This is a genomic window from Lysinibacillus parviboronicapiens (assembly GCF_003049575.1).
GTDB lineage: Bacteria > Bacillota > Bacilli > Bacillales_A > Planococcaceae > Lysinibacillus > Lysinibacillus parviboronicapiens.
The window spans coordinates 1-13,142 of the sequence record NZ_PYWI01000052.1 but is presented as its reverse complement, the minus strand read 5'-3'; the positions used below and the strand labels follow the sequence as shown (position 1 = coordinate 13,142).

Annotated in this window: 15 protein-coding genes and 1 pseudogene; 11 read left to right on the top strand and 5 right to left on the bottom strand. The window is 34.4% G+C overall.

What is annotated here, in order from left to right; translation table 11 throughout:
* Window positions 1–81, top strand: coding sequence for an IS3 family transposase (locus tag C9J35_RS24965; protein WP_369122291.1), 81 nt, complete (start codon window positions 1–3; stop codon window positions 79–81).
* Window positions 82–202: 121 nt separating this feature from the next.
* On the opposite strand, the gene C9J35_RS22160 is transcribed toward C9J35_RS24965, so the two are convergent.
* Entirely contained in the window at window positions 203–805 is a 603-nt protein-coding gene (locus C9J35_RS22160) for a hypothetical protein (RefSeq protein ID WP_167396040.1), read from the bottom strand.
* 75 nt (window positions 806–880) lie between these two features.
* On the opposite strand from C9J35_RS22160, the gene C9J35_RS22155 reads away from it, so the two are divergent.
* The 5 genes from C9J35_RS22155 (at window position 881) to C9J35_RS22135 (ending at window position 4,330) form a co-directional block, all read left to right on the top strand.
* Window positions 881–1,153 carry a hypothetical protein gene (locus C9J35_RS22155; protein ID WP_107926979.1) on the top strand — a complete coding sequence of 91 codons (273 nt, stop codon included), beginning with the start codon at window positions 881–883 and terminating at the stop codon, window positions 1,151–1,153.
* Window positions 1,154–1,265: 112 nt separating this feature from the next.
* Complete coding sequence (locus C9J35_RS22150) at window positions 1,266–1,487, top strand: hypothetical protein (protein WP_054770001.1); 222 nt, start codon at window positions 1,266–1,268, stop codon at window positions 1,485–1,487.
* Between the two features lie 266 nt (window positions 1,488–1,753).
* Window positions 1,754–2,776, top strand: coding sequence for an alpha/beta fold hydrolase (locus tag C9J35_RS22145; RefSeq protein ID WP_054769997.1), 1,023 nt, complete (start codon window positions 1,754–1,756; stop codon window positions 2,774–2,776).
* Between the two features lie 346 nt (window positions 2,777–3,122).
* On the top strand, window positions 3,123–3,554 hold the full coding sequence (locus tag C9J35_RS22140) for a BrxA/BrxB family bacilliredoxin (protein ID WP_054769996.1): 432 nt from the start codon (window positions 3,123–3,125) through the stop codon (window positions 3,552–3,554).
* On the top strand, window positions 3,542–4,330 hold the full coding sequence (locus tag C9J35_RS22135) for a class I SAM-dependent methyltransferase (RefSeq protein ID WP_107926977.1): 789 nt from the start codon (window positions 3,542–3,544) through the stop codon (window positions 4,328–4,330). Before C9J35_RS22140 ends, C9J35_RS22135 begins: the two co-directional genes overlap by 13 nt.
* Window positions 4,331–4,774: 444 nt before the next feature.
* Here C9J35_RS22135 and C9J35_RS22125 read toward each other — a convergent pair whose 3' ends face one another.
* Complete coding sequence (locus tag C9J35_RS22125) at window positions 4,775–5,506, bottom strand: hypothetical protein (RefSeq protein WP_107926975.1); 732 nt, start codon at window positions 5,504–5,506, stop codon at window positions 4,775–4,777.
* A gap of 263 nt (window positions 5,507–5,769) precedes the next feature.
* Between C9J35_RS22125 and C9J35_RS22120 the strand changes: the two genes are divergently transcribed.
* The 3 genes from C9J35_RS22120 to C9J35_RS22105 all read left to right on the top strand — a co-directional run bounded on the left by C9J35_RS22120 (window position 5,770) and on the right by C9J35_RS22105 (window position 8,765).
* On the top strand, window positions 5,770–6,126 hold the full coding sequence (locus tag C9J35_RS22120) for a hypothetical protein (RefSeq protein ID WP_107926973.1): 357 nt from the start codon (window positions 5,770–5,772) through the stop codon (window positions 6,124–6,126).
* 873 nt (window positions 6,127–6,999) lie between these two features.
* Entirely contained in the window at window positions 7,000–7,887 is an 888-nt protein-coding gene (locus tag C9J35_RS22110; protein WP_107926971.1) for a nucleotidyl transferase AbiEii/AbiGii toxin family protein, read from the top strand.
* Window positions 7,888–8,156: 269 nt separating this feature from the next.
* Complete coding sequence (locus C9J35_RS22105) at window positions 8,157–8,765, top strand: YpjP family protein (RefSeq protein ID WP_107926969.1); 609 nt, start codon at window positions 8,157–8,159, stop codon at window positions 8,763–8,765.
* A gap of 123 nt (window positions 8,766–8,888) precedes the next feature.
* On the opposite strand, the pseudogene C9J35_RS24415 reads toward C9J35_RS22105, so the two are convergent.
* A pseudogene (locus C9J35_RS24415) lies at window positions 8,889–9,824 on the bottom strand (tyrosine-type recombinase/integrase); the annotation flags it as partial.
* A 21-nt stretch (window positions 9,825–9,845) separates the two neighbouring features.
* Window positions 9,846–9,977, bottom strand: coding sequence for an Arm DNA-binding domain-containing protein (locus C9J35_RS24960; RefSeq protein WP_369122305.1), 132 nt, complete (start codon window positions 9,975–9,977; stop codon window positions 9,846–9,848).
* Here C9J35_RS24960 and C9J35_RS22095 point away from each other — a divergent pair.
* Window positions 9,970–10,572, top strand: coding sequence for a helix-turn-helix domain-containing protein (locus C9J35_RS22095; RefSeq protein WP_235616405.1), 603 nt, complete (start codon window positions 9,970–9,972; stop codon window positions 10,570–10,572). The genes C9J35_RS24960 and C9J35_RS22095 overlap by 8 nt on opposite strands.
* 46 nt (window positions 10,573–10,618) lie before the next feature.
* On the opposite strand, the gene C9J35_RS22090 is transcribed toward C9J35_RS22095, so the two are convergent.
* Window positions 10,619–11,203: a hypothetical protein gene (locus C9J35_RS22090; protein ID WP_107926965.1), complete on the bottom strand. Its 585-nt coding sequence runs from the start codon at window positions 11,201–11,203 to the stop codon at window positions 10,619–10,621.
* Between the two features lie 468 nt (window positions 11,204–11,671).
* Here C9J35_RS22090 and C9J35_RS22085 point away from each other — a divergent pair, with 468 nt between their 5' ends.
* Window positions 11,672–12,706, top strand: coding sequence for a beta-propeller fold lactonase family protein (locus tag C9J35_RS22085; protein WP_054769987.1), 1,035 nt, complete (start codon window positions 11,672–11,674; stop codon window positions 12,704–12,706).
* Window positions 12,707–13,142 lie beyond the last annotated feature (436 nt).

Here is a 13,142-nt window from a genome sequence, read left to right as displayed (position 1 = left end):
ATTCATTTTTATAATCATTATCGCTACCAGAAACGATTAAACGGCTTGAGTCCTTTAGAATTCAGGGCTCAAGCCGCTTAATACATTTTTTATTATTTCCACTGTCTACTTGACGGGGTGCAGTTCATAATTGCCGTCTTGGTCATTATTAAATAGTACTATCAAGCAAATCTAATCATACAGCTACAATGTGTGACAACATTTATTTGTTAGAATACCAGCTGTAATCCCAGTCTTCAAATACTACAACATTAGCCTTTTTGTAAGTGTTTGTAGCTATTCCATTCGCGTACATTCTTTGCGTTACTTCATATACTACATATTTGGGTTGAAATTGAATTGTTTTCTTTTCGCCCTTTGCAAGAGTAATTGTATAGGTAGTCCCGTAAGTTTTTGCTTTACCAATTGTTACACCTAGTGATGCTCCAATTTTAGCCTCTCCTATCGGGTACTCTCCTGATATTGTATTTGTAAATTCGCGATTAAGAGTAGTTGAATGATTAATACTTAATGTTCCTGGTCCTGTACCTGTAGGTCCATTTCTGAAATCACCCCAACCTCTTCCTACAACTTTCTTATCAGTGATTTTATAAGTAATGTTTGTTGGACCAAATCTAGGCGTTATTTCATCAACAGACTCTTCTTCGTACATTGTACTATCCTCAGATAAATCTGCTGTAGGTGTATTACCAACTTCATAATCTACATCTTGAAATACCTCGGTTGCTTCTGCTAAACTAGGAACATAAACCAATAATGTCAATATAATTCCAAAAAGCAGTAAAGAAATCTTTCTCATTTTCACTAATACCTCCTAATATTTTCTATTTCTTACAAATATTAGTATATCATAATAATTTAAAAGTAAAAGGGTGTTTTTATGAATAAAATGAATTTAAAAGAGTTTATTATGTTAATTTGCAGTGTTTTATCTTTTTTTATGTTTTGTTTTTTAGTTTTATTAAATAGAATTGCTTTTATATTGGAGAATCCAGACTTTGTATTTGAACAAGAAGAACCTATTCAAAAATGGTTTGAGATGAATAATGCATTAATTAATTTCGTGACATTTGCTCCATTAGGACTCTCTATTATTTTTTTAGTTATTTTTATATTGTTAAAATTAAATAGTAATAGTCAAAATGTTCGTTAACACAAAAAAAGCTCAGGTACTCAATTAATTTTGAGCCTGGGCATTTTTTATTTCCACAAATTAATACTTGATAAAATACAAACATTTGTTCTTTGTTGAGGAGTGTGGAATGATGAAAGAACAACTGATTAAAGCAATGCAACGTAACCAATTTTTAAATATGATGTACATGGCCAAAGATGGCACAGTGTCAAAAAGGCGTATCAAAATCATTAAGATTGTTGGTGATTCGTTTCAAGCGTTCTGTTTTACAAGAAATGCAAAGCGTACATTTACTATTAATAATGTTTTAGCGGTTGCTCCAGTCCTTCATAAAGAGCGTGAAGTAGTATGATTACTGGGGAACAGCGGAAGCTTTTACACGAATTTGTGATATTGGACTTGGCTATACAATCATTACAACGTGACTATGAAGTCATGGAAAACTTAAAATGAAAAATGTATTGGGCGTTGCAAGACACTTAAACAAGCACGCTTTTCCATTAAAAAAATAATTAGTTAAAATTCCGAATATTAGAATTATTGATTTTAAGTTATAGTATAATTTAACAGATAAATGGTCGTAAGTGTTAAAGAGTTAGCGAAAAAGGATGTGATAGTTTGGAGAATAAACATTCGATTATTAAACTATTTAAAAGGTTGAAATTATTAGGGTTGGTTTTTATGGTGATTGTTTCACTTACATTGATCTCGGGGTTTCTTTATGAATTAATCAGTTATAAAAATGTGAAAAGTAAATTTCCACCAGATGGACAGATGATTGATGTTGGAAAAAGAGAAATACATATGAATATCCAAGGAACCAAAACGAATCTACCGCCTGTTGTAATTGAAACAGGAACAGGTTCTTGGTCTTATGATTGGTCAAATGTTCAGCAAGAATTATCAAAGTATACCCAAGTTATAACATATGACCGAGCAGGATATGGATGGAGTGACCCACCTCCCAATGGATTTTCTGTTGGCACTACGATTGAAGATTTAAGTAAGATTCTAGAATTTTCTGAAATTGAAACACCTGTAATATTAGTTGGTCATTCTGTTGGCGGGGTTTATTCACGACTCTTTGCAGACAGATACCCAGAAAAGGTATTTGGATTAGTTCTTGTTGATTCAAGAAATGAATATTTTTCAGAGCAAGCTACAGAATATAATAACAAGTTTTTCGAGACACAAGACCAAACTATGAATCGTTTCTTATCTCAAATTGGAATAGTGCGACTATTAGGGGCAAATATATTTTCTAATTCCATACCTGATTACATTTCCGCAGAAAAATATATAAATGTCCATTGGGATGCTCCGTTTTTCAAAGTATTAGATGAAGAAATTAAGGAAATAGAAGTCTCTGAAAAATTACTGAAAGACACTCAATCTCTAGAAGATAAGCCTTTAACAATTGTCACGCCAATTGATGTAGAATTAATGGCCTTAGAATTGGAATTTTCAGAACAAGAGGTGAATGACCTTAACAGGAAATGGAAGGATTCTCAAAAACGATTGACCAACTTATCCACTAATAGTAAATTCGTTTTAGTTGCAAATAGTACTCACTCTGTAATGTATGACAAACCTGAGGTAATAATAGAATCAATATTGGAAATGGCTGATGAAATTAATTGATTTGAAATAATAAAGATATCCCTTATCACTAAAGGCCCTTCCCTGGAGTTCTACACTATGTGTTCATTACAAGTATTAGTGGTATATCTTAGAATAAATCAAATAATCTATAAATAAAAAAATCACTTATTAAAAAATAATGAGTGATTTTCTTCTATCTATTGTATTTGTTGCCTGTGAAGGTTTTTTATAATGCATTTCACTAAGAATTAAAAGCAACCATAGCAACGAAAAAGCAACCAAAAATCTGAATGCAAGTGAATCTCGGTGAAATCGAAAAATTATACAACCACATAAAACCTTGCTATAATAGGCTTTGCGAATACATATGAAAGAGGGTAAAAAGATGAACGCTTACGATGAATATATGAAGCAAGTGGTAAAACCGATGCGTGAAGAATTAGTGGGGGCAGGGTTTAGTGAGCTTACGACTGCAGATGCAGTGAATGAATTTATGGCGGAGGCCAAGGGCACGTCATTAGTGGTTATTAATTCCGTGTGTGGTTGTGCGGCTGGGTTAGCACGTCCTGCAGCGCGTGAAGCAGTTGCGGCAGTGAAGCCAGATCATTTAGTGACGGTGTTTGCAGGACAAGATCCTGAAGCGACTGCGGCAATGCGTGGTTTCTTTGAGGATGTACCGCCTAGCTCACCATCAATGGCCATTTTAAAAGATGGCGAATTGGCCTACTTTATCCCTCGTGAGCAAATTGAAGGCTTCCCTGTGGAGCAAATTACAGCACATTTGACAGGCGTTTTAGAGCAAACATGCGAGAAATAACAACAATTGTCACTACAGCGGGCAGACCAGACGACGTGTCGATGGCGCTCGCTGCTTTTGCGTGCAAAAAATTAAAGATCTCGTTTGAACCTCGCAAAAAGCGCTCTGTGCGAAAAATTTCGCAGGAAATGCAGGCCCATGTGATTGTTGCGGGAAAAAATCGTTATGACTATTATGCTTTTGGGGCGAGTGAACCATTTTTCTTTCATCCAAATTCCGCTGCTTTTCGTTTGAAGCGTGTGGCACGTGGGGAGACTGACCCGTTTTTGGAGGCGATGCAGCTAGTAACAGGAGATGCAGTGCTAGATTGTACACTTGGTCTTGCTGCTGATGCAATGCTTGCGGCATACACGGTGGGAAATGCGGGCCGTGTAACTGGGGTTGAAGCAAATCCGAATGTAGCCTTTATTGTGGAACAGGGTATGCAGGCATACGATACGTCTGAGTTACCATTAACAGCTTGTATGCGACAAATAGAAGTCGTACAGGCGGAAGCGGTCACTTATTTGAAATCATTACCGGATAATGCATTCGATGTCGTATATATGGATCCGATGTTTGAGGAAATCATTGACGAGGCCAATAATTTTCAAGCATTACGATTCGCTGGAGAGCACCTAGCATTAACAGATGACTGGATAAATGAAGCAAGACGTGTCGCTAAAAAGCGTGTCGTATTGAAAGCACATTTTCGTTCGGAATGGTTTGAACAATATGGTTTTCAACAGTTAACGAGGGTAACGGCGAAATTCCATTATGGCGTCCTTAAGGCATGACAAGTTGCGAGACTTGGATAGGTGGGTATACATATGAAAAATAAAATGATGCCCGCCAGTCAAATTATGCAGACGTTGAGCTCACTGCAGAGTTACGGGCAGTTGTACTTCGAGATGATTTAACAAGACTGGGAAGATACGACGAAATGAAAGTACGCCAACGTTTTCGAAATGCTTTCGATTCGGCTTATTTTTGAATAGATACTTTATTCAAGATGATGTCGGTGGTAAGAGTGAATCATTAAATGTGAAGATGAAGTAGATGTCTACATGTACTTAAATTTCCAGAACGATAAATCATGATTAGTAGCGGTTCCATAAGCCAAAAAAAGTATGCGAGGAGTACTACTCGCATACTTTTTTAGATATAAAGAATCCAGTTGCCCTGATGCGGCTCGTACCTTGCCTCGACATATTATATATATAAGTAGTATCGTAAATGCATTACCAACCGTAATCAAAATTGTAAGTAAGAATATCGCCTGCCCCACGTCTATAAGAAAATTTACCAACAACACCTGATCCAGCAATAACATCACTACCTATTGGTGTATATTTCACAAAATTAGTAGTATGAGCAAGAGGAGAATTATAAACGATAGTTGTAATTGTTTGTAATGTAGTACTTTCAGAAGCTACATACATAGTTCCATTTGATGTCCAACCTGTTCCAAAATTTCTTGCTTGATACTCTAATGAAGTCATTGAGAAGGAAGAATCAAGTCTAAGAGGTGTTATAGTGAATTTAGTAAGTTTTCGTGTGTTGAACCCACCTAATGATTGTTTATCAAAATCTAATCTAATTTTAACACCAACACTCGAAGAAGTCGGAGCTTTTGTTTCCTCAATTGCTTCAGCGGTTAATATAGTTATTTCTCTAAGGTTTTTAGTCATTACATCTCCGTTAGGAAGTATTTCTTCACTAAGTACTTTTTCTATATCAATTGTCGTTGTTATTTGTTCAGTTGTTTTATTTTCAGTTACAGTTACTTTCGTATGTTCATTGTTAACTAATTCACCCTTTAATGCCTTTTGGTACAATACTTCATTAGATAATTGAATATTTTCAAAATTGGTAATAATATGTTCGTTTTCTTTATCAGAAGCAAGGGCAACGTTACTTAAAGACATCATAAAAAAGGCACTTAGAAATATCATGATCAGTTTAAACTTCATAATAGTTGACACTCCCTTTTATTTAGATGAGTAAGAAGAATATGTACCAGTAGCCTGTCTATAGTATCGTATAAATATAATTGTTATTTCAGCTCCTAATTCGATAGTTTTATAAAGAGACTAATAGCTACTATATTCAATTAAACTATACTTACAATATTCAGAATTTTCAATTTATTTATAAAATGGTGTATAATTTTGTAGTTGAGATAAAATTATTAGTGACGATTTTTGAAATCTTAAAAATTGAAGGGAGAATTTATATGAATTCCAAAAGGATTAGATTTTTTATAATTTTTCTCATTTTTTCACTTTTATCAGCTTGTGCAGGAGAAACTTTTATATTTTCTGGAGAAAGTGACAATTGGAGTGTGCACTATGAGGTTGAGAAAGGTGATAGTTGCCAACCAACTAGTGGGGCTATTAAATTTATTGGAAATGATCATATTCCGAAAAAAATAGAGTATTCCTATGATAAAGCATCAGGAGATGTGTCATTAGATGAACATGGTGTTTTTATGCTACCCAATGGATGTACACATGCAACGGAAAACTCGGAGATTGAAGTAATAATAAAATGGGATAATCAATCAGAAACGATAAATTTAACAGTAAAATAGCCACATATTATGTAGAAATTCAAAAGACGTTAAAAGACAAAATAAAAGACTTCTTAAAAGCAAGTATTAGGAGAATGTTTTTGGTGAATTAATTTGTTATGAACAATGGCCCTATCTCTACATTAACTGAATCATGATACTCGATATAAGGAAACAACGGCAACTAAGTAATGGATACGGCGAAAGCAACAGAGTCAGAAGAACTTTAAAAGCTCTTAAAAGTATTTTTGAAAATGATTTTACTTTTATCGAATGCTATGCTATAATTGATATCGTGCTATTTTAGGTAGCGAATTTCTGTAATCTGGCATTCTGCTTTTTGTTTTTTAGGATACTTATTCACACTGGCGCATGCTTTGGGGCTGCAAGGACGCAAGAGAAGGTTGGGTTTGCGTTGCTTAAGTTAGAAGGCACACAGTGGAATTTTACCGCGGTAAGGAAACAATGACGTTTCTAGATAATATTCCCCAGATGATTGGGTTGAGACTTTATAATTTACAAAAATGTTACCTATTAAATACTAAAGGGGTGGTTTCGCGTATAGCGAGGCTGCCCCTTGCCTAATTTAACTTGTAATAATAATATTGATGAAATAACAGTTAAGCTCAGTATTGAAAAATTTAATATCAGTAATGGATAGATAAAGCATCTCTAAGTTGATTTTTGACGGAAAGATGCTTTTTTGCATTGACAGTCCATGTCGACACAATCGCTAAGATTCGATGATAATCTACACAATAAGGTTGGATTATATTACCGTTTACGCCATTTGAAATTTACGTAATAATAAAAGATAGAATGTTAGAAAAAATCAAATTTTTGCTAACTACCCTAAAAATCCGAGAGAAAATTGTATAAAGGCGGGGCTGAAATATGGACAATGTGAAGACTATATCAAGTAAGGTATTATTGCATTTGAAAACAATGGCTACAGAAAAGGACGAGAGCCTTGATGCACTGTTAGGGCGTTATGTTCAAGAAAGATTGTTATATCGAATATCGATATCCCCTTATCAAGAAAGATTTGTGCTTAATGATGACGTGTTGTTATTATCATTAACAAATGACGCAGTAACACTATCCCGTGAGATGGCTCTGATTGCAATACATATGCCTAAGGATATGGCGAGTATCAAGCAAGCGTTTATTGAAATTTGTTCGATTCCAATCCATGAAGACGGTATTCACTTTCTTGAAGATGAATTCGACTTTACTTACGAAAATGATGAAGAGATTCAAGTAAGTATTGTGGCTACACTGGCCCAAACCAAAACATACATACAAGTTAGTATTAGTTTTTTGAACAATTACCGAATGACACCTACCATCACGGCGTTTCCTTCATTACTGGAAATGCCATCACCAAAGATTTTAATGTATCCAACTGCCTTCGTTATTGCAGAAAAATTTGAGAAAATAATCAGTTTGCCAGCTTCAAATTGTCGAATGAAAGATATTTATGATATTTTTAGGCTATCAACTACGCAAAAAATAGAGGGGCGTGTTTTGCAGGAAGCAATCACAGAAATATTTGATAACCATAGAACAATTATAGAAAAAGATCATCCGGTATTTACCAAACATTTTTATTTAGATACCGAACGTAATAAAGTTTGGTTAGCTTTTATTGGGCAACAGCCGTTCAAGTTTGAAGAAGTCATGAAGCGTATAAAAATTCTTCTATGGCCAATCTATAATGAAATTTTGGAGGAGGGTGAATTTTTCAAAAATTGGGATAACACATTACAACAATGGAAATGAACATGAAAAAGACCGCGAACTCGGTGAAGATCGCGGTCTTTTAACGAAAATGAATTAGTCCGTGAAGCATAATGATGATAAATAACCTAACATTATTAAAAGTCCAATACCCATTGCGATTGACATGCTTTGTACCTCCTTTAAAAAACCACACATTTATACATAAATATTGTACAATGAATTATAGAAATATGAAACCTTTTATTGGGCTAAACGTATATATAGATAGAATAATTACCAAATTGTACATAAAGAGAAGGTGTTAATTAATGAAAAAGTGGGTTCAAAAAAGTATCGTAATTATGGTTGCGTTTTTAACATTTGGATTAATTACGCCAACACATGAAATATGGGATGCATTCGATCAAAATTCGTCAAACCGTGCCGCTATCGGGCCGTCATCGGGTACAAGCACTGCCGTAGCTGCTGAACCAGATTCAAATCAAGATGAGGATACCGAATTATATCAAGAAGCGATTGACTACGGTGCATTACTTATGGATGCAGCAAAAGAGCAATCGTATATAAAGTTTGGTACAAAAATAGGGCCAAAAATTAGCAATGAATTTGATGCCATAATTTTTCCGAAAATGGAAGAAGCGATTGCTATGACAGTTGCGAGCTTAGACGATGGATCTTTGGCGTCTCTAGCAATTACGGAAAGACCGAGTGGCAACTATGGTGAAAAAATTTTCAATATTACTAACAGTCAAACAGGATCGGATTTAATCCGTTTCCATGTACGTACAGAGAAACGACCTCAAGAAGGTTATTATTATAATTTTCATTACCACAGTGCCGAAGACGACTTTATGGCACATAATAACTTAGGTGATATTTACTGGGAAAAAAACACACCACCGAAGTGGTTGTCTTGATAGTTGTATATGCTTTCAAATAGTGTGAAAAGCCTTATATTTTAAGGCTTTTTCTTTTTCGCTATTTTATATAATTTCATTTAATCGTATTCAATCGTATTCAAAATCGTAGTCAAAAAATAATCAGATATTCAAGTATGAAGCGAGTTTTTGAATTGCTTCACTTTTGGCTTTTTCAGTAACAAGTGTGTAAATATCCTTTGTTGTTTTTACATCATTGTGACCAAGTCTATCTTGAACCTCTTTGAGCGATGAACCGGCTTCAAATAATAAACTGGCACACGTATGCCGCCATCCATGTACTGTAATCTTTTTAAGCCGATACTTGTCAATAATTTGATTCATCCATTGATTGACACCACTCATTTGTAATAATTCATTTTTTCGACTACTAAAAATAAGTTGATTTGGTTTTAATGTATTGTATCCCAATTTAAAGTAGTCATGTTTTTGTCTTTATTTCCATTCGTCTAAGATGGTCATTGTATTCACATCCATCTTTATTGTTCGAGTGGATTTTTTTGTTTTTGTGGTTTTTATATAAAGACGTGAATTTTTGCCTCTAGCCAGTGCTTTATTGATACGAATTTCATTTCTTGTAAAATTGATATCATTCCATGTTAAAGCTAATAATTCGCTTTTACGTGAGCCACTAAATGCTAGTAACCTGAAAAAAGTAAAGGCCTGATAATTCCCATAATCTTTAGCACAATTTAAGAATTGTATTAACTCTTCCTTTGTGTAGAAATTTTCATTTTCTTCATCTGTAGGAACATCTATTTTTCTTGGCACTTCGACTAATTTCATAGGGTTGTTTTGAATAAAATCATGTTTTATAGCAAAGGAAAAAATCCTTGCTGCATATGATTTAAAAATTCGATATTCTGAATGATTTTTGAACCATTCATTAACTGTATTTTGGCATAAAGCAACATTAATTTTTTCGATTTTATATTTACCTAGTGCTGGTAAAATGTGATTTTTAAAATAATTTATTGTTTTAATAAACGTACTTTCCTCAACAGTATTTTCATATTGATTGATCCATAATTTATATGCTTCTTGAAACGTTTCAGCTGATTAATTTTTATAATTACCTTTATCTATTTCAAGTTTTAACCGAGCAAGAGTTAATTCGGCTTCTTTCTTTGTTTTGAACCCTCGTCTTGTTGTCTGTTGTTCTTTATCCGTGAGTGGATCTACATTGGGCATCATTGAAAAAGTACCTGGCACGAAATTAAACGGCATCAAAGGAGCTAGTATTTATCGTATTTTACCTTATGTCCCATCGAGCGTGTCCCAACGAGAGACAGCTAACGAAGCTAGTAACGACGCGGTTTGTCCTCCACAATCTGAAAACCAATCATCTAAATCTTTTAATCTTTTAAGTTCTAAACAAGCAAATAATATTACAGATTTAGAAAATGAATTGGCTTTGCAAGCTGAAAAGAAAAAAGAGTACATGAATGAGTACCAAGTGATGTTGTTTGATTTCATGAATAGCTTGCCATTGGCTGATAACTTGAAAGATGAATTGCATAAGGTTGTACTAGCTGCTCAGGTTCATAATCCACCTGACTTCATAAAAGCTAAGAACGTACTATTTAAAATTGCTATGGATATTAAAGAAGGTGTACTGACAATTGCTAGTACATTAAGAGCCGTATTTGTAGGGGCATATAGTAAGGCTGTAGAGCGATTAAGTAGTAAGTCGAATAAATCACCATCTATAGAAGAAACAGTGAATAGAGAACGTCCTGTGCCTTTCTATAATTGGCTAGAGGAAAGGGTTATTCATAAACAATAAATAAGCGCATGACTCAATTTAACATTTTTTTAAATCACACACTTATTTATTGTCTTAATAGTAGAGGGAAATCTTTATACAATATTAATACCATTAATAAACGATCCCCAACCGATACTGGTACAGGCTCAATATTTGCTGAACCAAAAGTTATTCCTGCTAGAACTCCAGCGACAGGAGGAGCTAAATCAACACGTGCATTTGTAGCAGTGAAGATGTTACTTCCTACAGGAGCACGATAGATTTGAGCTGTTATAGTAGTAAGCCCTCCTCGGTTAAAATTTAAAAAGTAATTATATGCTGCGGAAATAGCAGTAATATTACCATTGCGTGGAACTGAGAAAGCTTCGCTTAAAAGTCCAGTTAAGTCTATTGTATTGTCTAAAATAGGCACACCATTAATAGCAGTACCGAATCCTATAAGACTAGCCGTTAATCCAAAGGCAGGCCCTATAGTAACTACAGATGTTGAACTTCCCGAGGAAAAAGGGATTATTGAACCGCTGTCGTTTTCTTCGCCACTTTCAATTTCAAAGTTTATACAGTTTATATTTTTTGCCACAAAGGGTCCAAAATTTTCACATTCTATTTGTGGTGATAAACAATTACAATTTCCATTATTTATGCACACAATTTTCCCTCCTTTCATCTTATGCTATGTGGAAGAAAGTAAGTGGGGGAGGGCTATTAAATCAATGGATTGTTATTTATTTGGTGGAGTTCTATAACTGGTTAAAAGAACGTGATGGCCTTCCACAATCAATAGTGCATGTTGAGCCATCGTTAGAGAATTGGTTGGAGTGGTGATTTCTTAACGCAATTTTTTATGGTTTTTGCGTTAACTTCTTTTTGAATAGATATGTGAGTGGAGATAAAGAAAAGACCACTCATCATGGGCGGTTTTCTTATATGTTTTTTCATGTTCCTATTATCATTACAAGTCATGCTGTTTTAGGTGGGAAAATTGAGTTGTGAATTGAGGTATCATGAGCGTCTCGCTTAATTATACAATTTGCGATTAATCTATGTTAGTCAAATAGGTGGAAGCCCGTCCCAACAACAACTATTAGAATAGAATAATACAGTTGGAGGTGAGAAATTGAATTTTTATAACTACTATAATCGTAGATGTCGTAAATGTTGTAAATGTAATATAGATGTTTGCTCTTGCAGTAAAGTTTGCAGACTACCTAGAGTACACATAGGACCAATCAAGGCTATCGAATCTAAGGAGCTATTATCAGTAAATCATATTTATGTAGCAAATTTTAATGAAAATACAGTTTCTGTAATTGATGGAGCAACCAATACAGTAGTTGCTACCATTCCAGTTGGAGTCAATCCAGCAGGGGTAGGTGTCAATCCTTTAACCAACCGAATTTATGTGGGGAATTTGAATAGTGATGATGTTTCAGTAATTGATGGGTTTACTAATACATTGATTACTACTGTTCCTGCTGGGGATGGAGCAAGTGCGGTCGCGGTCAATACTGCTACAAATACCATATATGTAGCAAATTTTAATGATAGTACAGTTTCCGTGATTGATGGAGCAACCAATACAGTAGTTGCTACCATTATTCCTGTCGGAGGTTTGTCACTTCCAACTGGAGTAGGAGTCAATCCATTAACCAACCGAATTTATGTAGCAAATTTTAATTTTGATATCGTTTCAGTAATTGATGGGTTTACTAATGCCGTGATAACTCAGATTCCAGTCGGAGTGAATCCGTTCAGAATAGGGGTCAATCCAAATACTAATCGTATTTATATATCAAATTTCACTAGTAACACTGTTTCCGTGATTGATGGAACAACCAATACAGTGATTGCTACTGTTCCTGTCGGGACTACTCCTGGTGAAGTGGCAGTTAATATAGCTACGAATAATATTTACGTACCAAATCGTGATAGTGATAATGTTTCCGCAATTAGTGGATTAACAAATACTGTGTTTGCTACCATTCCAGTTGGAGATAATCCAAATGGTATAGGAGTTAATCCATTAACTAATTTAATTTATGTTACAAACCAGAATGATAATACAGTTTCAGTAATTGATGGGTTTACTAACACGGTGATTACTACGATTTCAGTCGGTGCGCGTCCATTTTCAGTAGGGGTCAATCCGTAAGGCAGGTTTACTTGTTCAATTCTATGCTTTTGAAGAAAATAACACATTTACACTCCAATTAATTTTTTTAAAATAGTTTTTATCCATTGAGCATAATGAAATGTGAAAATTTTAAAAGTGTGGTTCTAGATTTTTTAGATGAAAAACCGATAAAACAAAACGATGATGTTAGAACAATCCAATAGAAGAAATAACTAATGAAAACTATTTCTTCTTCAACTAACCAGCTAATAGAATGTCAAGAAAAACATTTTTAATCGAAAAACACTTCATGTTATACTAAAAATGCGCAAGACAAATAACCCTCCTCTGATATTATCCCCTTTAAGTAGACAATGTTAAAAAAACTACAGTACGCTGTAGATAACATTTTACTTAAAGGGGATTTTTGTATGCCAAGAAAAAATTGCACCTATTCGAATGAATTTAAATTACA